Raw genomic sequence first — 25520 nt, 5'->3', positions numbered from 1 at the left:
GGGCCGGAAATTCCGGCCCTTTTCTTTATTTTTAGCCATGTGTCTTGTAGCTTTTTCCTGGAAAAATAATCCCAAGTTCCCTTTAATCATCAGTGCCAATCGAGATGAGTTTTTCGATCGGCCTAGCGAAAAAATCCATCTTTGGAAATCTGGTTTTTATGCCGGAAAAGACCTGAGAAGTGGCGGTACTTGGATGGGTTTTCACCCAAATGGCAGATGGTCTTTACTGACCAACTATCGGGATTTCAGCAATCCTAGGAGTCCTAAAATTAGCAGAGGCAAACTAGTCCAAGATTGGCTGGAAACTAATATCACTCCTGAAGAGTATTTGAAAGGCATTCAAGAGAACCAAAACCTTTATGACGGCTTCAATTTGCTGGTGAGCGATGGACACAAGCTTTTTTACTTGAGTAATTACGCACCTGAAGTTCTGGAATTGAAGCCTGGGATTTACGGACTTAGCAATGGTTTATTACATGATCCTTGGCCAAAAGTTGAATTGGCCAAAACTCAACTTAAGCAACTAACCCAAACTGCCTTTTCCACCGCAGACCTTTTATCCATTTTGAAGTCAACTGAGACCTATCCGAAAGAGAAATTACCTGATACAGGAGTGCCGTTGGAAATGGAAACTTCTCTTTCTGCACAATTAATCAGAATGTCAGGAAATTATGGAACGGTTTCGGCGTCTGCCGTGGTTCAACATACGTCTGGGCTGGTGCAGCTCAAACAACGAAGCTACCAATGGAATCCCGAGTTATATGATGACACGGATTTCCAATTTCAACTCGATCAAACCTAAGACCTAATGGCAGAAAAAATATATGATTTGCTCATCGTCGGTGGCGGACCTATTGGTCTTGCTTGCGGCGTGGAAGCAGGAAAAGCAGGATTGGATTATGTGATTATTGAAAAAGGCGCATTGACTAATTCTATTTATAATTACCCAATCAACATGACTTTTTTCTCCACTTCTGACCGATTGGAAATGGCTAATATTCCCTTTATGTCAATTGGAAATAAGCCGACTAGAACAGAAGCGTTAGAATATTATCGCAGAATATTTTCCCACTTTAATCTAAATATCAAGCTCTATGAGCCCGTTGAGACTTTGGAGAAAAAAGAGGAGCTCTTCCATATCAAAACGTCCAAGGATGAATATCTGGCAAAGAATATAGCAATGGCTACGGGCTTCTACGACTTGCCAAATCTGATGAACATCCCGGGCGAAGATTTACCCAAAGTTAAGCATTACTACAAAGAGCCCTGGCCATTCATCAACCAAAATATTGTAGTAGTAGGAGGAGCAAATTCCGCAGTAGATGCAGCACTCGAGACTTGGAGAAAAGGCGCTGAGGTAAGTATGGTTTTGCTGGAAGATGAGGTGGATCAGGCAGTAAAGTACTGGGTTCGACCAGACATCGTAAACCGCATCAAAGAAGGATCCATCAAAGCTTTTACCAAATCGACACTCAAAGAAATCCGTGAGCATGAAGTTGTCATTACTACTCCGGAAGGTGAAGTGACAATAGAAAATGACTTTGTCTTAGCAATGACTGGTTACAAACCTAATTTCGGATTATTGAATCAATTGGGTGTAAAATTAAGTGAAGATGAAAAATGCCAACCTGAGTACAATGGACAGACGCACGAATCAAATGTACCGGGTGTTTATCTTGCTGGCGTGGTTTGTGGAGGTCTCAATACCAGAGAGTTCTTTATTGAAAACAGTGTGGTACATGCAGGGATGATTGTGAAAGATATTGTGGAGAAGTCAAAAGTGAGAGGTATCAAGTAAAAAGTATTAGACTATGCTGCTGGACTAAGCACCTAATTAAAACAAAAGAGCCTGATCGAATCGCTTCGATCAGGCTCTTTTTATTTTTTAGCCACCGTTCGCGTCACACGACCGGTTTTAAAACTGCTTTGAATCTACTATTCTTTAATTTCAATCACCTTAAACTCAGTTCTTCTATTCGTCTGATGCTCTTCTTCTGTACTCGCATTCTCGATAATCAACTGACTTTCTCCATAGCCTCTCGCAACTAACCTGTCTGCAGAAATACCTTGAGAGACGATGTAATCTACAGCAGATTGAGCTCTACGTTGAGACAAATCCTGATTATAAGCATCACTCGATCTATCATCGGTATGTGAACTCAATTCGATTGTGATTGAAGGATTGTCTTTAAGTATTTGTACCAATTTATCCAACTCCACAGCAGCATCAGGCCTGATCTCCGCTTTATCCAGATCATAATAAATATTTTCCAAAACGATGGAACGATCAAGTACCAGCTGATCCAATACAATCGTGGTATCCAAGGTAATGTTAGTCACATCCTGTACAAGCGTAGAAATATCAGGAGTCTTTCCAGTAGTGGTATAAGGAATTGACTTAGAGAAATATCCACTCTTGGAAGCGATAATCGTAAAGTCAGAATCCGGTGTCAAAGTAAATCTCACGCGACCGCTAGTATTAGAAAAATCTCCCCCAGCTTGCTTATTCAAACTATCGTAAAGAACCACTCTAGCTTGCTCCAAAACAGCATCATCCTCTCCTGCTACACGCTGCTTGGTATAAACATTCAGCAATACATTGATGATTTTTGGCTTAGGAGTTTTATCCTCAAAGAAGTAAATATCATCATCTCCAATTCCGCCTTCACGGTTGGATGAAATGAAACCAGCTTTTGGATAATCTGTGAAGAAAAGTGAGAAATCATCATTGTTGCTGTTGAAGTTTTCTCCAAGGTTTTTAACTACCTGTGTTCCAGAAGCATCTTTTTCGGCTACGAAAAGATCAAGTTTCCCATAGCCCGGATGTCCATCCGAGGAAAAGAAGAATTTACCATCTCCCATTGGTCTAGGAAAAAGCTCATTGCCAGGCGTATTAATAGTAGGCCCTAGGTTCTTTGGATTGCCGAAGTCACCGTTTGCCAACTTCGTGGCTTTGTACAAATCAATTCCTCCATATCCTCCTGGTCTGTTCGAAGCAAAATACAATTCCTCTCCATCTTCGGAGAAAGCTGGAGTGGAATTCCACCAAAACTCATCTTCATTCACAGGCATCCAAATCGGCTGGGTAAAGCCTCCACCTCGGAAGTATGAAACAAAAAGCGCAGTTTCAGGAAGATCCTTATCTGAAGTAGAATTACCGCGGGCATAAATAATGGTGTTTCCATCCGGACTGATCGCAATGGCAGCCTGATTCAACCCCTCTTCATTTTTGAATTCGGGAAGCGCCTGAGCACCGCTCACATCTACCCGAAGTCCGTCAGCTCTAGCTCTGAATAATTTGGTATAGGGAGATCCATCAGCAGGGTAAAGTCCGCTGGCCTGTCGTCCGGAAGTAAAGTATATAAAATCTTCCGAAATGACAGGTGCATAATCTGGTCCTGCCGTATTTAAGTCTTTATAGTTCAACAGCTCATGATACGGCCAGTAATCTTCGATTCCCTCAGATAATTTGATTGCTTCTAGTTGGCGTTGGGTCTCCGCTAAAAAAGTCTCATCCTGAGTATAGCCCTTTGCTTTCTCGAAAGCTTCTTTAGCTTCCTCGTCCTTACCCTGAGCTTTCAAACTTAGGCCCAAGCGGTAATAGCTTTCAAAAGTAGGGTCCTCTTCTACCAGCTTCTCGTAATAAGGCGCAGCATCTTCAATCCGATTAGAAAGTCTGTAACTCTCAGCTATGACCTGATTTGCCTCTTTGTTGTCAGGGTCGTCTGCCAGTATTTGGGAAAAAGAGTTGATAGCGTACTGATATTGCCCAGAGAGAAACTGCTCATTCCCTTTTTCCTGAAGGCTCTTGCAAGAACTCACTCCTACGAGGAGTAAAAGACAAATCCACAAAAAATGGTTTTTCATCTGTTTATATTTTGATTTTCATAGGCCATACAGCCTGTCTTAAACTCGTTTCTGGAGAACCTTACATGATAAATAAATTTCCAAGTATATGATCCTTGAGTCATGCTCGATTTCATCTGAAAGGGAGATTGATGATCTATTCTGAATATTACTAAATTAATTTGGAAAGTATCGGTTCAGCCAACTATTCCCTGCCAAAATCCACACACTCTCCAGGTCTTTTTTGCTTTTCACCTGCGGGTTGATCACGAAGGTTTGCGAATCAATCTCACCAGAGGTGACTTTTGACTTGATCCCTAGAGCAGAAGCTACGTTGATTTCACCTGAGTTGGATTTAAATGTCACTTTGCCTTGATCTGTGATATTATTTTCAATCTCACTCTCCAACTCTCGCAATGTTCTGACTGAACTATCGATCGAGCAACCACTAGCTCCCAACCCAGACTCATCCACTGCCAGCACCAAAATCTGATTATCCAAAATCTGAAACGAGGTAGGCATTCTATTGCCGTGAGTATTCCACCCGTCGCAGAATGTGGACAATCTAGCTTTGATTAACTCTTTTTCCTGAGCAGAAAACTGACGTGCTGTCTGGTAAATCCAAACCCTCGAATCTTCTGAAATATCTTCAAATGGTACGTACATACAAGTGATTATTACTTTGGCTAAGAAAAACCCTTTCTACCTAACGGCAAAAAGGGTCAAATTGATTCATTGAAAAACGTAAATGCTTATCTACAATTAAGCCACTGACCATAGTTTCTTTGATTTACTGGCTGGAAGACGTATGACTGAAGCGGCCTCAGTTATTTATATATCCAAATCTTTAGATGCTTTTGACTACTTACAGGCTGAAAGACAGCTTATCTACTAATCTAGATTCCCATATCCTTGGCAATCATCTCAGCCAGGTCATAGACTTTCACTTCTGCTTCCTTTTCCTTGTTCTTTACACCATCCGTCATCATCGTCAGGCAGAATGGACAGCCAACTGCTATTGTACTTGCTCCAGTGGCCAGAGCTTCCTCGGTGCGCTCAATGTTAATATCTTTTTTGCCTGGTTCTGGTTCTTTGAACATCTGAGCTCCTCCAGCTCCACAGCAAAGACCTTTGGTCTTGCAGCGCTTCATTTCCACCAGCTCCACATCAAGTGCCTTGATTACATCTCTAGGAGCTTCATAGACATTATTTGCTCTGCCTAGATAGCAGGAATCGTGGAAGGTAATTTTCTTTCCTTTGAACTCTCCTCCACCTTGCAGCGCTACTTTTCCTTCATTTATGAGTTGCTGAAGAAATTGGGAGTGGTGAATCACTTCGTATTTCCCACCCAAAGCTGGGTATTCGTTTTTGATGGTGTTGAAGCAATGCGGACAGGCAGTTACTACCTTTTTAATATTGTAGCCATTCATCACCTGAATATTTGCGACAGCTTGCATCTGGAAAAGAAACTCATTTCCGGCACGTCTTGCTGGATCTCCAGTACAAGCCTCCTCAGGACCCAGAACGGCAAAGCTCACTCCTACTTTATTTAGGATTTTCACGAAAGCCTGTGTTACGGCTTTGTATCTATCATCAAATGAACCGGCACAACCCACCCAGAATAAGACTTCTGGACTTTCTCCTTTGCCGGCCATCTCGGCCATAGTTGGTACTTTATATGTTGACATAAGTTGGATTTACGATTTATGATATTGGATTTACGAGGCCATTTTCATGATTGACTTTTGCTCTTAAACCTCGACCTTATTTCAATTTCTCTACTTATTCAGTCCACTTTCCTAGTGAATTCTGAGACTGAATACTGGTAACTGATCACTTTATTTCTTCCTCTTTCACTTGCTCCGCCCAGTTAAATCTATCCTGAGGGCTGAATTTCCAAGGAGCAAAGCTAGTTTCCATGTTTTGGAACATCGCATTCCACTGCTGTGGCGTTCCGGACTCTTCCATGGCTACATAGCGGCGCATATCCAAGATGATCGCTAGTGGATCGATATTCACCGGACAAGCTTCCACGCAAGCATTGCAGCTGGTACAAGCATTCAATTCCTCCTTGGTGATGTAGTCTCCCAAAAGCGACTTTCCGTCTTCCAAGCCTTTCCCTCCTGCGTCTAGACTCTTCCCGACTTCCTCTGCACGATCACGCACGTCCATCATAATTTTACGAGGAGAAAGCTTCTTTCCGGTCAAGTTTGCTGGACATTCTGAAGTACATCTTCCGCATTCTGTGCAAGAATAAGCGTTCATCACGTTAATCCAACTTAGATCGTTGATGTCTTTGGCTCCAAATCTTCCTATTTCAGCAGGTGGATCAGCCGGAGCATCAGTAGGAATCCCAAGCATCATATTCACCTCATTGGTGACAGCAGGCATATTTTCCATTTCTCCCTTAGGTTTCAAGTTGGAATACCAAGTATTTGGGAAGGCTAGGAAAATATGGAGATGCTTCGAATATGTCACATAAATAGCAAAAGCTAAAATCCCAACGATGTGAAACCACCAGGAGGCTCTTTCCACGAAAATCAGAGATTCCGTACTCATGCCAGTGAAGACCGGATGCAAAATGCCACTAAAGAAAAGGTTACCGACCACTAGGTAATGCTCGGCTCCACGAACGGCCAAAATCTGATCGGTAGCATTCATCGTCAAAATTGCCAACATCAGCACAATCTCAATTACTAGAATCAAATTGCCGTCTAATGCCGGCCAACCCTTCATTTCAGGCTTAGTGAATCGTGGAACTTTGACCACGTTTCTCCGGATCAGAAAGATCACGCAGGAAAGCAAAACAGTGAAGGCGAGAAATTCAAACAGGTTCATCGCAGCTGTATAAACACCTCCTAGGAAAGGCGCAAATAACCGGTGAGTGCCCAAAACTCCATCCAGGACGAACTCCAGTACTTCAAGATTGATCACCAAGAATCCTACATATACAAAGAAGTGAAGAAAAGCAGGGATAAATCTCTTGAACATTTTCTGCTGACCAAATGCTACCAGCAGCATAGTTTTCCATCTTTTGTCCGGCTGATCATTTCTAGTTTCGGATTTGCCCAAAAAGATGTTTCGGCGCAGGAATTTGACACGTTTGATCAAAAAGAAGCTTGCAGCTCCCAGAATGATCAAAAATATTAATTGCGGTAAAAAGCTCATAGTTACTTTATTAGCGTATTTCTTGGGTTTAAATCTATATTTTTTTCTAAAATGGCTTGCTTGAAAAACTGAAATATCTACCTTTGCATCACTTTACAACAAGGTGATATAGCTCAGTTGGTAGAGCATCGGACTGAAAATCCGTGAGTCGGTGGTTCGAGTCCACTTATCACCACAAGCCATGAAGCAATTCATGGCTTTTTTTATGCGGTTACTTTTTACCGAACAGGACACAACTCGATATTTACGTGAAAAATTCGATTCATCCATTTCCTTATTAATCCCAGTTTCAATTACCCAATCCATCATTTATTCGACTTGATGATTCCAATTTAGGGAATCATTTTTTCTAAAATAGGAAAGCAAATTAATAAATAGTCTGCATGCATACTATTTCCAACTCTTATTTAGAAGAAATTTAGTCTAGCTTCAGTTTGTATATTATGGAATATGTATATCCGCTTTGTTACCAGTAAATAGATAAAAGCGACTTAATAGATGGTATAGCCTAGCTTTGAGGCCGCTTCGGTCTTCGGTCATCCCCGCCTGTAGTTCGGGCAGGGGTCTTCCAGTCAAAGAATCTAAGGTGACTGGCATCATTGCGGATAATCATATTATGTAACATCTTGATCTATTCAATGTTGAGGCCAGCAGAAAAAAACTTTCATTTTTTTTTGCCTCAATTGTAACATTTGCCTTTTCCATGCATAACCGTAATGAATGAAGTCATTTTTTGAAGCACATATCTGGCCGCAAAGAGGCAGGCTCTACCGGCTGGGATATCTCTGGGTGAGGGATAGATCCCTCACTGAGGATATGCTCCAGAATGTCTTTGAGAAATCTTTCGAACGGGAAGAGGAACTTCGTAGTCACCCGAATCTGATTGGATGGCTGGTAACAAGCTTGAAAAATGAAGCCTTAATGCATTTCAGGCAATCCAAAAAATTGGACTCTCTGGAAGGACTGGAAGAACTCAAAATGGAAGAGACTGTATCGGAGGACACAAAAGATTCCATTCGCCAAGTGATGAATCTTGTAAAAGGTTTGCCTTTGCGACAGCAGGAAATTTTCCACCTGAGAGAAGTAGAAGGGCTGAGTTACGAGGAAATTACTGAACACCTAGAGATAAGCCTGGAACAAGTGAAAGTGAATCTTCACCGAGCCAGAAAAAGCATTCGAGAGCGGATGCTCAACCAAAAATCAACCAAATGAAGAATCAGCGAATAGACGAATTACTCGAAAAGTATTGGGAAGCTGAGACAAGCTTAGCAGAAGAACAGGAATTGAAGCTTTTAATTCAATCTGCTGAAGGGTACGAGGAGGAGAAAGCTTTGTTTACTGGTCTTATGGATATTTCTGCAAAAGAACCATCCATTAAAAAGCCAACTAAGACCGTACTTATCAAATCCAGAAACTGGATGAATTGGGCTGCATCTGTAGCAATCCTAGTTGGTTCTGTTTGGGGATGGACTGTATATGAGCAAAAGCAAGCTGAGGAAGAAGCATTCATGGAGGTAATGCAGGCCTTTGCCCTGATTCAAACCAACCTCTCCAAGGGTCAAGAAGAAATGGGTGTGATGAATGAAATGAAATACCTAAATACAACAAACCAATTATTTGGCAATCCTATATCAAAATAAGCCATGAAGAAATTTATACTAATTCCGCTTTTGCTCTTCGCCTTTATAATAAAGGTGCAGGCACAGGACGATGCCATACAGCGGTTTTTCTCCAAATACATGGATGACGATCGTTTTTCAAGAGTCTATATCAGCCCTAAGATGATGCAGATGGCTGGAGGTTTTCTGAAAAGCAACGCTGGCACCGATAAGGACTCTGAAGATTTGGGTGTCTTGATTCAAAAAGTAAAAGGTATCCGAATTCTTTCCTCGGACGAGGTAGATGGAATGGCTTTCTATAAAGAGGCGATGGGAACCCTTACTAAAAATAAGTACGAAGACCTGATGATCGTCGAAGACAAGGGCAGTAGCCTGAAGTTTATGGTGCGCGAAGAAGGCGGACTGGTCAAAGAACTCATGATGATCTCAGGGGAAGCAGGAGACTTCACCTTACTGTCGATGCTGGGAAGTTTCACCTACGAAGACTTAAACTTGCTTGCTGAGAAGACGGATATTCCAGGAATGGATCTTTATGGGAAAGGAAGTAAAGGACCAAAGGGGCCTAAAGGAGTTAAATAAGTATCAAGTATCAAGTATCAAGTATCAAGTATCAAGTATCAAGTATCAAGTATCAAGTATCAAGTAAGGCGAAACTGAAAGACAGCAAGTAGGTTTCACAATTCGAAAATAATTAACTACAAACCACACTTTATAATAAACACATGAAAAAGCTATTCTTAACCCTAGCATTAATTGGAGCAGTGATATCCGTTCAGGCGCAGAGCAAAAGTGTCAAAGCACTTTATGAAAAATACAAAGGTGAAGACGACTTCTTCCACATGGAACTTGGCGGTAACTTCATGAACTTTGCCGAAGGCTTCAAAATCGATATTGATAAGAACGATATGGCCACAGTGGCCAAGTCAATCGAAAAGCTAAACTTTTTCACTTTGCCCGATCATGTGGATGATAGCAGGGTTGAATATAAAGCCTTGCAAAAAGGCTTGGAAAGGGAGCGCTATGATTTACTTATGGAGGCCTCTGAAGGAAAAAAAGGAGGAGTGATGGTGTATTCCAAAGGAGGAAATACCATTTCTGACTTAGTTGTTCTTGTCGGCGGTGATGATGGCGACTTGATAGTAGTAGAATTGAAGGGTAAATTTGACCAGGAATTGGTCGCGAAAGCCACAAATTATAAGGGAATTAACTAAATCCGGGAGAAAATCAGGACAAGTCACATTTCAATTTATGTAAGAATGACCAAAATGGGTTTAGAATTGAATATCTAAACCCATTTTTTTTGTCAATTCCCAACAACACGGGTCAGATTAGGGTAATAATATCAGCCAAAAACTGTTGATTTTTATCAAATCGGTTTCATATCTACCCATTTGAAAAAGCCTTTTGAAAAAATTTCTAATTTTTTTTCACAAAATTTCCATTGGAAATCCATAGATAATCTCGTGAACCGTAATTACAATATTTTGTGATAATCAATTTTGCCAACTAATATTTTTTAAAATAGGTAAAACTCAAAACACAGGGAGTTCCGCTATCGATTGCGGGAGCATTTTATTAAATCGGCAATAATTACAATGATCTGTTACCATATCATTAACAATGATCTTTTTTTATTGAGGTATTTGCAATTGATGTTTTCAGTCGTACCTTTGAATCGTAATAACAAACCAATCGGTAACCGAATTGAATTACAGCCCAAATTTCCCCACCTGAGACGGAGCAGCCGTCAGGCGGTTAATTTGAAAAATTAGAACCTATTCAAACCAATTATTAAAATGAAAAAATTATTCACATTGCTTTTCGTAGCGGGGATCGCTGCAGGAGCGTTTGCCAAATCAGAAGGTACATCTGTCCTAATTAGACAAACTGAAACTACTAAAGTGGCAGTATCCTTCAATGAAGCACCACAAGGAACTGTGATCGTAAAAATCACGGATTCAGAAGATCGTTTGATCTTGAGAGACAGAATCACTAAGAACGAAGCATTTGCTAAGAAATATGATCTTAAAGCGCTTCCTCAAGGAAACTACTCTGTAGAAGTAATGGACGAGTCAGGCGTATTGAGAACTGCTTCTTTCAACAATTACTTAGTAGAAGCTCCAACTGTCTTCTCTCGAGTATCTCCAATGGGAGACAATCAGTACAGATTGCTCGTAAGCAACCTAGACGCTAAAGATATCGAAGTAATGATCTATGATGGTGACAAATTGATCCACACAGAGAAAATCGATAATCCTCAGGGCCTACACAAAATCTACACTATTGATAACGGAAGCGGAGCAGGTATCAACTTCAAAGTGAAAACTGCATCAGGATTCGAAGGGTACGTAACAAGCCTATAAGCTAAACCAACTTCATATAAACTAACCCCGCTTGAGCAATCGAGCGGGGTTTTGTTGTTTAAGGGGAATTAACCACAGTGGTCACGGAGGTTTTCGCAGAGACCACAGCTTATTTCTACCCTGCTTCTCCACAACAAGGACATTTTATATCTATTGAATAAATGTTAGCTAAAGCCGTACCTAAAGGCACTGCAGATTGTTCAATAAACACCATATTCTATCCATAGGATGTTCCTTCGGGAACTTGCATCCAACTACCATAAACTTGTGACCTCTATGTTAATCTCAGTGTTCATTGCGGTGTAAAAAAAAATGCGAAGCATCACTGCTCCGCATTTTATACTATTCATCAAATTCAATTTGACTGACTACTGCCACTGATCACTGAGACTCTATTTCTCTTTCTTCCAACTAGCTTTTCCGCCTTTGGCCGAATCAACATTGATGGAATAATTTGACCCTGAAGACACAATCCACTTCACTTTTACTCCAGTCATTCCAGGTACATTATCTACCAATATTTTCTCAGGATTGTTCTTTTGCTCTTTGAGCTTATTGAAATCCTCATCTTCCACTACAAAACCAGCAAGCACTTTGGCTCCAGTAATGGTCACATAGTCAGGTCGCTCGATATTATATTTGAGATCCTGGCTAGCGTGAGTAGGCATCAAGCGCTCGTTGAAGATGGTAGCGGTAATAGATTTCAAACCTCCACCCAAATCTTCTTCCTTCACATCCATCACAGAGAGTTTTGGTGTGTGATAGCCATGGTAAATAGTGAAAGCAATATTTCGATGCGCATCCTGCTCGAGTAAGAACCCTGGATGAGCACGACCGAAGTTTTTCTTAAATCCGCCGATTTCCACTGTTCCAAATTGTGGATGCTCAAATTCGTTCCACATCACAAAGGCATCTCCCATTGTCAGGAACTCATCTACTTCGAACATTTCATTTTGTCCACCGCCTTGTTTGTGGAAATACAAGTAAGGAACCATCAGCTCATTGGAAAAGGTAAAAACTCCTCTCACTCCATAAAACCAATCAAGCTCACCACCGAAAACAGAATACAAATCTTTATAAACCGTCAAGTATCGATAGCCAGGAATCATCTCCTCACCTTTTTGCCCTAGCGCATCATAGATTCGGATATCATTTCGGTTATAGGTACTTACATCCTCTTCAGCACCTGGACCTCTTAGGATCATTCCGCCAGAATTGTGGAAACTTTGAGCTCCAGCGATATTCGGATGCTTCATGACAAACTCCATGATGGATCGGTTCTCAGGAAGTGTAAATGGATACTTCAACGCTCCCCGCTGTATGTAATCAGGCTGCCAGTTCCATCCCCAATCCCTGTTCGGGTCATAATATCCTACGCCATCGTCATTCACACGACCATCCCCATCTCCATCTGTACCTTCCTGACCCAGCATTTCGTATTCACCTACTTTATCCGCACCTACCATAATCAGCTTACGCGGATCCTGCGGATCTTTGATGTATCGGCCGGTTGGGGATTTTCTGATCATCATTGTGATGTGTCCATCACCATCTAGATCATCCATTCCATCTTCGCCAGCTACTCCATCGCCGTCATTATCCAAGATCATCATCCCAGATCTTGGTGAATTGGCAGTGTTTGGCTCCAAAAAGAAGTCATTTCTTGCATCAGGATTGATCGTTGGGGTGATATAAAACACCTTATCCTTCAAGAGCTGCTGGATAAATTCATTATCCGCAAACATCTCCGTCAGGTACCAAGCACCATAAAGAGAGAATTCACCTCCCTGAATTTCGTTGGAGTGGATATTTCCATCTATCCACATTCCGGGCTTATCTGTGTCTTTTCCGGTGGAAAAATCCGTGATCGTCAGCGTCCACATATCCCGACCTTCATAGGATTTTCCTATCGATTCGAGTTTGGCGATATTCGGATGCGCTGCCGCAATTTTTTTCATATTATCCACCAATCCTTCATAAGTATAATACCTGTTGAAAGCGATATCTACTTTAGGGTTGTGGGGAGTACCCACAGCACGGAAAAACTTCTCCTGCGCATCTGCTTTATAACTTCCTAGGCTAAGTGCACCTATAGCCACGGCAATGAGTAATATTTTTGATTTCATCGTTTTCATGGCTTAGAGTTTTACAGTTGTGGAAGTGAATCCGGCATGAGAAGCGCCGGCTTTTACAGTCACATTTCCCGAACCACGAATGATCCAGCTGAAACTTGCTTTCTCATAAGCTCCCAAAGAATCCATCAATTCGATTTTATTACCTGAGACAATTTTCTCCGCATCGGCATCTATGTCAATTCTGACTTTGCGCAGCCAACGGGAATTTTCTCCCATTTCAGAATGTGTCGGGATAGCTGAATTATTAAAAAGATCCATGGTCACTCTAGTCAATCCGTTGCCCAATGATTCAGAGTTCACATTATGAATCTCGAGCTTTGGTTGCATCTCAGCAAGCTTCAGGATAAAATCTGTGTGCTGATCAGCGATTTCCTCTACTTTATCAAAAGAAGGAGTAGTCATCACGAATGGTTTGATACCTCCTATTTCTACTTTTTTACCCGGAAAATCCGGATGTTGAATTTCCGCCCAAGGAACAAACACGTCTTGCATGCCCAGCGAATCTGCCCAAGCCAAGTAATTGGCTTCTGCATTTGATTTGCCTTTACCTGTCGAATCTTTGTATTCAGGAACCCAATAACCCGGAGTACCGAAGCTCAATCTACCAAAGTGGAAATATGCCCACTGAAAGAAATCCCCATCAGTACCTTGATTATCCTGCTGGTAAGCTTTCTGCTTTACCGTCTTTTTATAGACATCAGAAATCATTGTGTTTAATGCCTGATCTTCTTCCAAAATAGAAGTGACAATTCTCTTTTTAGCATTTCCTGCATTGTACTTCAGCGGTGTAGAGAGATTATTTGCCGGAGAAAAAGTAACAAAGGCAAAAATATTCCACTGCTCAAACAAGTAATCAAGCAAAGCTCGGGATTCTTTTTGGGTCACTGGCATATCACCAGCCAATGGCTCAAAAACTGGGAATTTATAAGTCAAGGACTTATTGAATGCTATTCCTTCCTTCAAGTCTTCAGCAAATTCGCCGTCTTTATCATCATCTTTTGATTCCTTATAAAGAGCGTATTTTCCTGATTCACCTTTTGATTTATCCGCTTTGACAAGCACTCGATCATCCTCTGGAGAAATTAAATAATCCCCTGTTGGATCTTCTACACGCATCATGGTGATCAGACCATCACCATTCAGATCGGTATAACCACTTCCGCCTGGAATCCCATCCCTATCATGGTCAATAGCAACTGCATTTCCTTTTCGCTCATATTTTAGCGAAGCGTGATACTGCTCGTAAGCATCCGGAGACATGTTTGGGAAAATGTAAAAAGTGGTGGCTTCAAGTGCCTCTGCATGATCTGAGACTAGCTTTTCTGCAAATTGAACGGCGAGCTCTACGCTTAGCACTTCATATCCTTCCACTCCACCTACTACTGCGATGGCAGGTTTTTCATCCAGTTTGCCAGTACCTATTTTGAGCACCCAGATATCTTTGCCTCCTTCGGTTTTGGTGAGTGAGGTGAGTTCAGCGGAGGCATTGGAAGCCACACGCTGCAAACGCTGATTGAGCTGACCAAGCGTAGGATAATCCGACTGCGCAAATGCAGCTCCTGATAATCCCATACCCCCAACCAGCAACCAACTGAGTAGTGTTTTTTTCATAAATCGTTTGGGTTTTAATTCTCTGATTTCAACAATCTCGAAAAAGATTGACCCTAAATTTTACTAAAAATTCGGGACAAAAAGCCTCTTCCTTTTTCGGAGTGCTTAAATAACACTTGAATGGATCGGGATCAGGATAAATGGAGTTGTGATAAAAGTATTGTACAGATGCGGAAAATTCGCTTATTTAAGGTCATTAGCTTTTTCAAAATGTATCATAAAGTAGCCCTTGCCATAGCTTTTTCCCCAAGGATGGAAGCTTTGATTTCAGAAACCAAACGACTTGTTCAGCTTTTCGGCTCCGAACTGATTTTAATTCATATTGGTAAGAAAACTGATGAACTAGAAGCCAAACTTGGAGAGATCATGGTAAAAAACGGCTTGGATGATGCCAAAACCAAGCTGATCTGGAAAGAGGGAAAGCCGGTAAAAATGATCATCGAAGCCTGCAAGGAAGAAAATGCTGACCTATTGGTAGCTGGAGCATTGAAGCGTGAGGGATTTTTGACCTACTACATGGGTTCTGTAGGCAGAAAAATCATCCGAAAATCCCCTTGCTCAGTTTTGACTTTGATCGAACCGAAAGTTCAATCCACAGTTTTTGAAAAAGTAGTACTCAACGGAACTCAATTGGAGATCACAGCTAATGTGATCGAGTGCGGAATAATTTTCTCCAAAGCCGTGAAGGCAGATCAAGTTCACATTTTGAATGAAATAAAAATGTATGGCCTCCAAATGGGCACCGCCAGTGAAGACTCTGAAGAGGAAGCCTCCAATACCAGACGGCAATTGGTGCAGAATGAAGTGGAATATGTAGAAGGGATTTTAAAGAAAATTGATCAAGGGAATTTGAAGATAAACATTAAAGTGACTGGCGGAAGATGGGCTGTTGAGTTGGCTAGATTTTGTGAAAAGATAGAAGCAGACTTATTGGTAGTGGGTGATGATCAAAAATTGAATTTTTTCGACAGGATTTTTCCACATGATTTGGAAGACTTGTTGAGCACTTTGCCTTGTAATTTATTAATCGTAAAAAATTAAACCTCCATGGAAACTTTAGACCATAAGGAGGTAATTAATTTACTCCTCCAACTCGCATCTATACTTATTCTGGCAAGAGTATTTGCAGAACTAGCCAGAAAATTCAAGCAACCTGCTGTAGTGGGTGAAATATTTGCAGGGATCATTTTGGGCCCCACCATCCTTGGAAATTTCTTTCCCGGAGCGCAAGAATATCTCTTCGGAACACATGAGATGACTAATATAGCCTTTGATGGTTTTGTGCAAATCTCAGTCGTACTGCTGCTATTCATTGCAGGATTGGAGGTGGAGTTACATATCGTATGGAGCCAGGGAAAAAAGGCACTTTACATAGCTGTGGCCTCGATGATCTTGCCGATAATCGCTGGTTTTGTCGTGGCCTACGCATTCCCTGAGTTTCTGGGAGTGAATATCAATGACAGAGTAGTAGCCTCCACTTTCTTCGGTTTAGCGATTTCCATCACAGGATTGGCCATTGTAGCCAGGATTCTAATGGATCTCAACCTCTTCAAAACATCCTCAGGCCTTCTCATTATTGCAGGAGCAATGATTGTTGACGTGCTTGGTTGGCTGATTTTCTCTGTGATTTTATCATTATCAGAATCAGGAAGCGATGGGCTGGGAGTCTGGCCTACAATTGGTCTAACCTTGCTATTTACGTTAGTTATGCTGACTATTGGAAAAGGATTGATCAATAGAGTTTTGCCTTGGATCAATAAGAAACTGGCCTGGCCAGGAGGCTTACTTTCCCTTTCACTTGCACTTTGCTTTTTGGCTGCTTCCTTCACTGAATTTATCGGAATCCACGCAATTTTTGGAGCATTTATCATCGGAGTGGCACTGGGAGATTCGGAGTATTTGACCGAAAAAGCGAAGGAAATTCTACATCAGTTTATCAATAATATTTTCGCTCCTATCTTCTTTGTTTCCATTGGACTCAAGGTAAACTTCATCACTGGATTTGATCCGGGAATTGTAGGAGTGGTAATTATTGTAGGTCTTTTGACAAAATATTATGGAGCTTACTTTGGCGGAAGACTTGCTGGTGTTTCCCGCAAAGAGTCAATCGTAGCCGGATTTGGTATGAGTACCCGAGGAAGTATGGATATCGTACTGGGACTGATTGCCTTAGAGAATGGATTGGTCACTGAACCACTCTTTATTGGCTTGGTTATTTTAGCGATTATTGCCAGTATGAGCGCAGGACCATTGATCGGCTGGGCGAGAAACCTGAAAGTTTAAAAGCTTTTTTCAATAACTGATTCTCAGGATCAATTGGCGAAATCTAACAATCGGACGTATTTTTGGGTTCTGAATCGCAAATCCTCACAATAGAGCTCTCATGAATAAATCCGGAAAAATCGGCGTCCTGCTGGTGAACCTAGGAACTCCAGACAGTACCGCTACCGGCGACGTAAGAAAATACCTCCGCGAATTTCTAATGGATGGACGAGTGATCGACATCCCGGTTGTCTTTAGATGGATGCTGATCAATTTGATCATTGCTCCCTTTCGGGCACCCAAATCTGCTCATGAATACCGAAAACTTTGGACAGATCGTGGTTCTCCCTTGCTTTTCCACACCGAAGATCTAAGAGACAAACTGATCGAAAAACTCGACTCCAAGCAATACAAAGTAGCGATTGCGATGCGCTATCAGACTCCTTCCATAGAAGCTGGTCTGGAAGAATTGCGAAAAGCCCATGTGACCAAAATAATTGTACTCCCACTCTTTCCTCAGTATGCTTCTGCCTCTACAGGTTCCGTACAGGACAAGGTGATGGAAATAGCCAGAAGCTGGCAGATCATTCCTGATATTTCATTTATCAGTAATTTCATTGAGCAACCGCTGTTTCTAGAGGCTTGGGCGGAGCGTGGCAGAGCTATGATGGAGGGAAAAGACTACGATAAAATCCTTTTCTCTTACCACGGACTTCCTGAGCGCCATATACTTAAAGGCTCTGTAGACGGCTATTGTCAGTTAGGTGCATGCTGTAATAAGTATGGAGCAAAAAATCATTATTGCTATCGTGCACAATGCTTCAAAACGACTCGTTTGATCTGCGAGAAACTTGGAATCCCAGAGGAAAAAGCTGTGAATTGCTTCCAATCCAGACTAGGAAAAGATCCTTGGGTGAAACCTTACACAGATGATGTTATTGAAGAGTTGAATAAGCAAGGTGTCAAGAAAGTATTAGCTTTTTCACCGGCTTTCGTGGCCGACTGTCTTGAAACCACCGTGGAAGTAGCCGGAGAATACAGAGACAAATTCCTGGAAGGAGGCGGTGAAGAATGGGACTTGGTGCCAAGTCTGAACTCGGAAAACACCTGGGTGGAATGCGTGAAGGAAATGGTGCTCGAGCATTCTTAAGAAAGGATTTTAACCACGGAGAGCGCAGAGTTTTGCGCGGTTAGCACGGTTGTCCTGCTTCTGGAGAAGCAGGACTTTTTATATTTAAAACAGAAAGCAGTCTGAAGACTGCGGTAATTTTAGGTCCAAGTCATGAGACTTGAACCAAATAAGTGGTCTTGAACCAAGTTAATTGCTGAATTTTAAATTGCGCCACTTTGTGTGAGCTTTGCGTACTTTGCGGACTTTTCGGTTAAAATTATCTACCAAATAAGCAACCCAACTTTACCCCTCTTATTCATCCATTTTGCGGAGAACCTATTAACTTTGCCCCCATGAACGAGCGATACATGCAGCGCGGAGTTTCCGCCTCCAAAGAAGATGTCCACAAGGCAATATCCAATCTTGACAAAGGACTTTTCCCGCAGGCCTTTTGCAAAATCGTAGAAGACACCCTCGGCAATGATCCTGAGTATTGCAATATCATGCATGCTGACGGTGCCGGCACCAAATCCTCTTTGGCATATTCCTATTGGAAAGAGACTGGTGATGTAAGCGTTTGGAAAGGTATCGCGCAGGATGCGATCATCATGAACACGGATGACTTGCTTTGCGTGGGTGCGATCAACAATATTCTCGTTTCCTCTACACTTGGAAGAAATAAAAACCTGATTCCTGGCGAAGTGATCTCAGCGATCATCGAAGGTACTGAAGAAGTTCTACAGATGCTCCGTGACAACGGCGTCAACGCTGTACTCACTGGCGGAGAAACTGCCGATGTGGGAGATTTGGTACGCACGATCATCGTGGATAGCACGGTCACATGCAGAATGCGTCGCGATGAAGTGATCTCCAATGACCAGATTCAAGGTGGTGATGTGATCGTAGGTTTGGCTTCTTTTGGTCAGGCAAAATACGAAACAGCATACAACGGAGGCATGGGAAGCAACGGACTTACTTCTGCCCGTCACGATGTGTTTAATAAAGTATTGAAAACAAAGTATCCTGAGAGCTTTGACCCTTCTGTACCGGAAGACCTGGTTTATTCAGGAAAATATAACTTAACTGATCCGGCTCCAGGAGCTCCTGTGAATATTGGTAAGTTGGTACTTTCTCCTACAAGAACTTACGCACCTATCATGGTGGATGTGCTGAACTACATGCGACCTAGAATTCATGGGTTGGTGCATTGCAGCGGTGGAGCACAGACTAAAGTCCTTCACTTTGTGGACAACGTGCACGTGATCAAGGACAATTTGTTTGAAACTCCTCCCCTTTTCCAAATCATCCAGGAAGAAAGTGGTACGGACTGGAAAGAAATGTATAAAGTCTTCAACATGGGGCACAGAATGGAAGTTTACCTAGACGAACGCTACGCTGAGGAGATCATCGACATCGCAGAATCTTACGGTGTAGAGGCACAGATCATCGGTAGAGTTGAGCCACATCAAGGCAAAAAAGTAACGATTAATAGTCCTCATGGCACTTTTGAATATTAATAATTTATCTGTTAAATCGAAATCATGCCAGTATCAGCATTTTCTTTGCTTATCTGGCGGGAAGACCGATGACGGGTGACCGAAGTACCGGCAAAGCTAGTGTGTACCATTTATTCTGGCACTTTTGGCTTTAATTGATAAAATTGAGGAACCCAATATTTAAATGGCGTTGAAAGAGAAAAACATCTTACTAAAAACAACAAAAGTCCTAAGCTGGACTTTTGTTGTTTTGGTAGTAATCGGACTAATCACTTTGACCAAAGTAGATCGATCTCCTATTCAGGATCAGGGTTTTTATAAAGAGACTTTGGAGCGATTAGATCAAAACACTTTTTCAAATTCCCAAGGCGACACTTGGATCGCTGGCTGGTCAAGTGTCAACATGACACCTGATGAACCTGCGGATCTTGTAGGTTATGCGCCTAGAGGAAAATATGAGTTCGTGCAAGACAGCAGTTATGTGAAAGCATTGGCTCTTTCCAATGGGAAAACCCGAATTGCATGGCTCAATTATGAATTGCTGATCGTGCACCCTACGCTTGCAGAGCAAATTCAGATAGCCATCAAGGATACCAATTTACCCGTGGATCAGGTGATTTTCACGGCAACACATACGCATTCAGGAATGGGTGGATATATGCCAGGCCCGATGGGGGAAATTGCTTTTGGAGGATTTGATCAAAGGATAGTAGATCAAATGGTGTCAAGTAGTCTTTCTGCTTTGCAAAATGCTATTGCCACCCAAGACACTGTTTCTATCACCTATCGAAAGTCCGATGCTGGCGCATTGGTGGCAAATAGATTTGTAAAAGACGGTCCGACAGATCCTTTTGTCCGACAACTTATTTTCACCAAAAAATCTGGCAAAAAAGCCACTTTCCTCACCTATTCAGCACATGCTACGGCGATGAGCACGAAGTTTATGGGGTTATCCGGAGATTATCCATTTTACCTCACAAAGAATCTGGAAGCTGACGGGTTTGACTTTGCTCTGTATGCTGCGGGGACAGTAGGAAGTCATCGACCACTACGCCCAGGAAACACACCGGAAATGGTCGAGCTATACGCCCATCAATTGGATTCTACCTTGAATCTAAGAATGACTTATTTCGCAACTCTAAAAAATCATAGCATTAAAACAGGCTACTTGCCGATTTCACTTCGTGAACCACATCTTCGCGTTTCAGATAATCTTCGCCTTCGCCCTTGGCTTTTCAATTACCTATTGGGCGAGACAAATGCGCATCTAGATATTTCTCAGATCGGCTCAACTTTGATGATCGCATCGAGCGGAGAACTCTCTGGCGTATTCTATGAAAAGTGGGAGAAGCTGGCTCAAAGCAAAGGATTGAATCTGATCATCACGACATTCAATGGTGGCTACATTGGATACATCACGCCTGATGAACTCTATGATGAAGACTTCCATGAGGTGCGGGAAATGAATTGGTATGGACCGGGAAACGGAAAATATTTTGACAACTTGATCGAAAAAGTCATAGAAAAGTCAAATCCCTAATCATCTCAATTGTCCTATTAGAAGTGTTTTTTATCCAGTTTGTTTTAGGCTTCAAGCTTTAATTTTGTCAAAACTTAAATGCCATGATATTCTCCACACTGAAAAGCATCTATCAATGCAAATGCCCTCGCTGTCATCAGGGAGATATGTTTTTACGTGGTAAATTATTGAGCCCAACCAAGTTCTCCGTGATGAATAAAACTTGCTCGCACTGCAAGCAATCATTCGAACCAGAGCCAGGCTATTACTTCGGAGCCATGTTCGTAAGCTACGCCATTAACACCGCCTTGTTTATTGCAGCTTGGCTGGCTTTGACAATTTTGAAACCAGACTATTCGCTTTCGCTTCTGCTTTCCTTACTGGGGGTCGCAGCCATCGTTTTTCTACCTTTCATTTACCGCATTAGTAGATCCATCTGGATATCGATTTTTATCCAATACCAAGGAGACGAGTTTCCGAGCTCTTCCTGATTTCTTACTTCAGACGAACTGGGTATATTTGAGAACTCCTGCAAAAGAAGTTTTCCAGAATGCCGAAAAGTCCTCTGCCCATATTTCACATTCCCGATTTCGGACCGGATGCAATTGATTCATCTCATTTCTATTACGCTGGGCTGAAGAGCCATTTGGCCACACATCAGTTTATCCAAAAACCGCATAAGCATGACTTCTATATTATTGTGGTTTTTACGCACGGATCAGGCAGTCACACCATAGATTTCAAAACCTATGCTGTAGAACCGGGATCTGTGTTTTTTCTAAGTCCAGGACAGGTTCATTCTTGGGAACTGACTCCAGCCACAGACGGTCATATTATTTTCTTCAGCGGAGAATTTTACACCTCCACTTTCCCGAGAAAAAGACTAAATACCTACTCTGTTTTCAACTCAATTGTGGATTTTCCAGCATTGAAAATCGGCTCTGAGGAAGCAAAAGAGGTTTTATACTTAGTTGAAAAAATTGATCAGGAGACGAAAAAGCCAACTTGGCACACGAAGGAGCTTTTGAAAAATTACATTGATACCCTCCTAATCTTTTTCTATCGCTACAAAGGGAGCAAAACATCTTTTTCTAAGAAAGAGAAACTGTTTCATGAGCAATTTCAGGAATTGGAACTCTTAATTGAAGATCATTTCAAAAAGCATCGAGAAGCGAGTTTCTATGCTGATAAGATGAACTTAAGTTTAAAACAGCTGAATAGCTTGTGTAAAAACACGGTATCCAAAACCAGTTCCCAACTCATTATGGATCGAGTGATCTTGGAAGCTCAACGACTTCTGACGCATTCGGATCTGAACATTTCTGACATTGCTTATGCACTTGAATTTGACGATGCTTCCTATTTCAGCCGGCTCTTCAAAAAGAAAACGAATATGACGCCTGAGCAATTCAGGAAACAACTAGATGCCAGTTTCTAACTTCCACTCCTGAGCTTTCACCCAGCCTTCCATAAATTCCTTTTCGGAAGTTTTCACCCAACCTTCTGAACCTAAGATTTGCTCATAATCGGGAAGATTTGCCCGCTTGTGCTTCGTCACCAGCCTAAAAAAACTAATCATGGCTTGATGTATAATTCGATGAAGAGTGTTTTTTGGAACAAAAAAATCAGCCAGGTAAATCTTCCCTTCCGGTTTAAGGCTTTTCCTAATTTCTCCCAAAAGGCTTTCAATTTCTTTGTCCAGCATGGTATCCAACACAAAGTGAAGCCAGACTTCATCAAAAACTTTCCCTTCCTTAGCCTGAAAAAAGTCCAGATGGAAGGAAAGATCACTTTTTCCAAGATTTACTTTTGCCCGATTGAGCATGGATTGGGAGATTTCCCAGTATTCTCCTGACAAATTCTCTTGTAAAACCTGATAATCAAGTCCATCTCCACCGCCTATAATTAAGATTTTCTTGCCGGTAAAATTTGATCCAAAACACCTTTTAGCCAGCATCAATTGCTCCCCAAAAATGAGTTTGGTCAGGGGATTGTAAAAAGGAGTAAGGAAACTGTAATTGTCTTTCACTAGTTTAAAGGAATGAACTAATTCCCAAAATAGATACCTATGAAAAATCTTTTTAGAAATATCAGTGGTTTGCGCAAACTTTTGTCAAGTGTAGACTTAGGCCAAATCTCCAAACTTTCCCAGAAAGTGGATCTTGCCAAGATGGTAGGATTGGTGTCGCAAATGAGTGAGGAAGACCTTTCAAAAATGATGGGAATGATGAAAGGAGGCAGCCGTCCGAAGACTATCCCGCCCATCAATGGGGATTTCTATGAATTGGACAAAACACTTGCACCTCAGGAGCGCGAGATTCAGTTGAAAGTGCGGGAATTTATGGAACGGGAGATTAAGCCAATTGCCAATGACTATTGGAACCGTGGGGAATTCCCCATGCAGATCATCCCGAAAATGGCAGAGCTGGATATTGCCGGATTGACTTACCAAGGCTATGGTTGCCCGGGACAATCCGCTTTGTTAGAGGGATTTATAGCCATGGAAATGGCAAGAATAGACACCTCGATTTCTACATTTTTTGGCGTGCAAAGTGGCTTGGCCATGGGCTCAATCTACCTCTGTGGATCAGAAGAGCAAAAGCAAGAATGGCTTCCTTCCATGCAAAAATTGGAGAAAATCGGCGCATTTGGTTTGACGGAACCCGAAGTAGGATCTGGAGTAGCTGGAGGATTGACTACAACCTGCAAAAGAGAGGGTGATGCCTGGGTGCTGAATGGGCAGAAAAAATGGATTGGAAATGCTACGTTCTCAGACATGACAGTAATCTGGGCGAGAGATCTGGACGATCAGCAGGTGAAAGGTTTTATTGTCAGAAAAGATAATCCAGGATTCAAAGCTGAGAAACTGGAAGATAAAATGGCGCTGAGAATAGTACAGAACGCCTTAATCACGCTGACAAATTGTGAAGTGCCGGAATCAGACAGATTGCAGGAAGCAAACTCTTTCCGAGATACTTCCAAAGTATTACGAATGACTAGAGCTGGTGTCGCTTGGCAAGCGGTAGGTTGTGCCCGTGGCGCCTATGAATTGGCTTTGGCTTATACGAATGAACGCAAGCAATTCGGCAGACCTATCGCTTCTTTCCAACTCGTTCAGGATCTTTTGGTAACCATGCTCGGTGATCTTACAGCTATGCAGACGATGGTTTTTCGGCTTTCAGAAATGCAGGATGGAGATATTCTAAAGGATGAGCACGCTTCCCTTGCTAAGGTATTTTGTACCCTTCGGATGCGTTCAATCGTGGATCATTCCCGCGAGCTTTTCGGAGGAAATGGCATTTTGCTGCGCCATGACATTGCAAGATTTGTAGCAGATGCGGAGGCCGTTTATAGCTATGAAGGCACCAAGGAAATCAATTCCCTGATCGTGGGACGTGCGATTACCGGGCACAGCGCATTCGTTTAAAGTAGAAGTAAAACGGCTGGAGTCAGAAATGCGATTTCCATTCGCATTCTGACTTGCTCGGGTCTTTGTCCAGATTTGAAAAAACTCAAATAGTGTAACAGCACCATGATGAGTAATAAACTCGGAAAGATTCTAAAGAATGAGTTTACCAAGAACAATCCGATTAAGGCAACTAGAATTAATCCGATTGCTAGCTGGCGGATTCGTGGATAGAGATTTTCATGAGGAATAATCGTGGCGATGGAGACAAAGCCGGCTTCCTTATCTGACTCAGTATCCAAACTGGAAAGCATAATCAAGTTCAAATAAGCCAAGCCCATGTACAGGATTGTCAGACCAAAAGCCGTCCAGGTATAATCGATTTGCGGAGTCTCGTACCAAGGAAGCCATGAGATCCCGATTACATAAAATACTGCTGAGCTGAGTTCTTTTAGGCGAACTTGCTTTTCCGCAAGCTTCCGAACTGCGAGCATTATTCCCAGAATCACGAGTCCTAAGCCTGCTCCAAAAAACAATTCCTGAGAAAACCCGAAGTATTGTATTGCCCAGACCAAACCCACTGCGCCAACTATTCCGAGTAAGGCCAGCAAGGGCTTTTGATAGTTGAGATGAAAATAATGCCGATTCTCTGTGTGATCTGAGTCCAATTTCCTAGCATCCATTAAATGATCGGCGGTGTAAATACACCAAACAGCCATGCCTAGCAAGGCATATTCTTGCCATTCCAAATCAACTCGAAGCAGTCGCTCAAAAAAAAGCATTCCGGCCATAGCGCCGAGAACCACATCCAAAGAAAGCCAGGTAAGCCGCTGATAGATTTTAAAGAGAAACTGCACGGATTAAAGATAGGGGGATTAGGTAAAAGTGCCTAGCTAGATCGCAATTGCGTATTTATTTTGACTAGGCTGTAATCAAACATTTGCCTATTTTGGAGATCAATTCTCAATCCCAAAACCTCAAATA

Annotated in this window: 23 protein-coding genes and 1 tRNA gene; 16 read left to right on the top strand and 8 right to left on the bottom strand. The window is 42.0% G+C overall.

The window, feature by feature from the left end; genetic code table 11:
• Nucleotides 1–37 precede the first annotated feature (37 nt).
• Both LV83_RS15320 and LV83_RS15315 read left to right on the top strand, forming a co-directional pair.
• Entirely contained in the window at nt 38–802 is a 765-nt protein-coding gene (locus tag LV83_RS15320; protein WP_111612431.1) for an NRDE family protein, read from the top strand.
• 6 nt (nt 803–808) lie between these two features.
• Entirely contained in the window at nt 809–1798 is a 990-nt protein-coding gene (locus LV83_RS15315) for a YpdA family putative bacillithiol disulfide reductase (RefSeq protein WP_111612430.1), read from the top strand.
• A gap of 137 nt (nt 1799–1935) precedes the next feature.
• On the opposite strand, the gene LV83_RS21755 is transcribed toward LV83_RS15315, so the two are convergent.
• The 4 genes from LV83_RS21755 to LV83_RS15295 all read right to left on the bottom strand — a co-directional run bounded on the left by LV83_RS21755 (nt 1936) and on the right by LV83_RS15295 (nt 7014).
• The gene (locus tag LV83_RS21755) at nt 1936–3867 is read right to left on the bottom strand and encodes an OmpA family protein (RefSeq protein WP_111612429.1); all 1932 of its coding nucleotides are present in this window, start codon (nt 3865–3867) and stop codon (nt 1936–1938) included.
• Nucleotides 3868–4023: 156 nt separating this feature from the next.
• Nucleotides 4024–4512, bottom strand: coding sequence for a hypothetical protein (locus tag LV83_RS15305; RefSeq protein ID WP_111612428.1), 489 nt, complete (start codon nt 4510–4512; stop codon nt 4024–4026).
• Nucleotides 4513–4742: 230 nt separating this feature from the next.
• Nucleotides 4743–5534 (bottom strand): (Fe-S)-binding protein, encoded by a 792-nt coding sequence (locus LV83_RS15300; protein ID WP_111612427.1) that lies wholly within the window; start codon nt 5532–5534, stop codon nt 4743–4745.
• A 145-nt stretch (nt 5535–5679) separates the two neighbouring features.
• Complete coding sequence (locus LV83_RS15295) at nt 5680–7014, bottom strand: 4Fe-4S dicluster domain-containing protein (RefSeq protein ID WP_111612426.1); 1335 nt, start codon at nt 7012–7014, stop codon at nt 5680–5682.
• Nucleotides 7015–7116: 102 nt separating this feature from the next.
• Between LV83_RS15295 and LV83_RS15290 the strand changes: the two genes are divergently transcribed.
• From LV83_RS15290 to LV83_RS15265, 6 genes are all read left to right on the top strand, one after another.
• A tRNA-Phe gene (locus LV83_RS15290) sits at nt 7117–7189 on the top strand.
• A gap of 545 nt (nt 7190–7734) precedes the next feature.
• Entirely contained in the window at nt 7735–8226 is a 492-nt protein-coding gene (locus tag LV83_RS15285) for an RNA polymerase sigma factor (protein ID WP_111612425.1), read from the top strand.
• Nucleotides 8223–8654 (top strand): hypothetical protein, encoded by a 432-nt coding sequence (locus LV83_RS15280; protein WP_111612424.1) that lies wholly within the window; start codon nt 8223–8225, stop codon nt 8652–8654. Before LV83_RS15285 ends, LV83_RS15280 begins: the two co-directional genes overlap by 4 nt.
• Nucleotides 8655–8657: 3 nt before the next feature.
• Nucleotides 8658–9212 (top strand): DUF4252 domain-containing protein, encoded by a 555-nt coding sequence (locus LV83_RS15275; protein WP_111612423.1) that lies wholly within the window; start codon nt 8658–8660, stop codon nt 9210–9212.
• A 143-nt stretch (nt 9213–9355) separates the two neighbouring features.
• Entirely contained in the window at nt 9356–9844 is a 489-nt protein-coding gene (locus LV83_RS15270; RefSeq protein ID WP_111612422.1) for a DUF4252 domain-containing protein, read from the top strand.
• 585 nt (nt 9845–10429) lie between these two features.
• Nucleotides 10430–10996, top strand: a complete 567-nt coding sequence (locus LV83_RS15265) for a hypothetical protein (RefSeq protein WP_111612421.1) — start codon at nt 10430–10432, stop codon at nt 10994–10996.
• A gap of 392 nt (nt 10997–11388) precedes the next feature.
• Here the strand turns inward: LV83_RS15265 and LV83_RS15260 are convergent, their stop codons facing one another.
• Both LV83_RS15260 and LV83_RS15255 read right to left on the bottom strand, forming a co-directional pair.
• The gene (locus tag LV83_RS15260; RefSeq protein ID WP_111612566.1) at nt 11389–13122 is read right to left on the bottom strand and encodes a M14 family metallopeptidase; all 1734 of its coding nucleotides are present in this window, start codon (nt 13120–13122) and stop codon (nt 11389–11391) included.
• A gap of 12 nt (nt 13123–13134) precedes the next feature.
• Nucleotides 13135–14742, bottom strand: coding sequence for a M14 family metallopeptidase (locus LV83_RS15255; RefSeq protein ID WP_111612420.1), 1608 nt, complete (start codon nt 14740–14742; stop codon nt 13135–13137).
• A 120-nt stretch (nt 14743–14862) separates the two neighbouring features.
• Here LV83_RS15255 and LV83_RS15250 point away from each other — a divergent pair, with 120 nt between their 5' ends.
• From LV83_RS15250 to LV83_RS15220, 7 genes are all read left to right on the top strand, one after another.
• Nucleotides 14863–15783 carry a universal stress protein gene (locus LV83_RS15250; protein ID WP_317046689.1) on the top strand — a complete coding sequence of 307 codons (921 nt, stop codon included), beginning with the start codon at nt 14863–14865 and terminating at the stop codon, nt 15781–15783.
• A gap of 6 nt (nt 15784–15789) precedes the next feature.
• Entirely contained in the window at nt 15790–17025 is a 1236-nt protein-coding gene (locus LV83_RS15245) for a cation:proton antiporter (RefSeq protein ID WP_111612419.1), read from the top strand.
• 100 nt (nt 17026–17125) lie between these two features.
• Entirely contained in the window at nt 17126–18154 is a 1029-nt protein-coding gene (gene hemH / locus LV83_RS15240; RefSeq protein ID WP_111612418.1) for a ferrochelatase, read from the top strand.
• 314 nt (nt 18155–18468) lie between these two features.
• A complete protein-coding gene (locus LV83_RS15235; protein WP_111612417.1) occupies nt 18469–19632 on the top strand; it encodes an AIR synthase related protein in 1164 nt (387 codons plus the stop codon).
• Nucleotides 19633–19795: 163 nt separating this feature from the next.
• Nucleotides 19796–21151 carry a neutral/alkaline non-lysosomal ceramidase N-terminal domain-containing protein gene (locus tag LV83_RS15230; RefSeq protein ID WP_111612416.1) on the top strand — a complete coding sequence of 452 codons (1356 nt, stop codon included), beginning with the start codon at nt 19796–19798 and terminating at the stop codon, nt 21149–21151.
• 83 nt (nt 21152–21234) lie between these two features.
• Complete coding sequence (locus LV83_RS15225; RefSeq protein ID WP_245947070.1) at nt 21235–21621, top strand: DUF983 domain-containing protein; 387 nt, start codon at nt 21235–21237, stop codon at nt 21619–21621.
• Nucleotides 21622–21680: 59 nt separating this feature from the next.
• Nucleotides 21681–22568 (top strand): AraC family transcriptional regulator, encoded by an 888-nt coding sequence (locus LV83_RS15220; protein ID WP_111612414.1) that lies wholly within the window; start codon nt 21681–21683, stop codon nt 22566–22568.
• On the opposite strand, the gene LV83_RS15215 is transcribed toward LV83_RS15220, so the two are convergent.
• Entirely contained in the window at nt 22551–23159 is a 609-nt protein-coding gene (locus tag LV83_RS15215) for a class I SAM-dependent methyltransferase (RefSeq protein WP_111612413.1), read from the bottom strand. The genes LV83_RS15220 and LV83_RS15215 overlap by 18 nt on opposite strands.
• Nucleotides 23160–23198: 39 nt before the next feature.
• On the opposite strand from LV83_RS15215, the gene LV83_RS15210 reads away from it, so the two are divergent.
• Nucleotides 23199–24557, top strand: coding sequence for an acyl-CoA dehydrogenase family protein (locus LV83_RS15210; protein WP_111612412.1), 1359 nt, complete (start codon nt 23199–23201; stop codon nt 24555–24557).
• On the opposite strand, the gene LV83_RS15205 is transcribed toward LV83_RS15210, so the two are convergent.
• Entirely contained in the window at nt 24554–25393 is an 840-nt protein-coding gene (locus LV83_RS15205; RefSeq protein WP_111612411.1) for a sterol desaturase family protein, read from the bottom strand. The two genes, LV83_RS15210 and LV83_RS15205, sit on opposite strands and share 4 nt — an antisense overlap.
• Nucleotides 25394–25520 lie beyond the last annotated feature (127 nt).

The organism is Algoriphagus yeomjeoni (assembly GCF_003259505.1).
Lineage (GTDB): Bacteria > Bacteroidota > Bacteroidia > Cytophagales > Cyclobacteriaceae > Algoriphagus > Algoriphagus yeomjeoni.
This window is presented reverse-complemented; position numbering and strand designations above follow the sequence as displayed.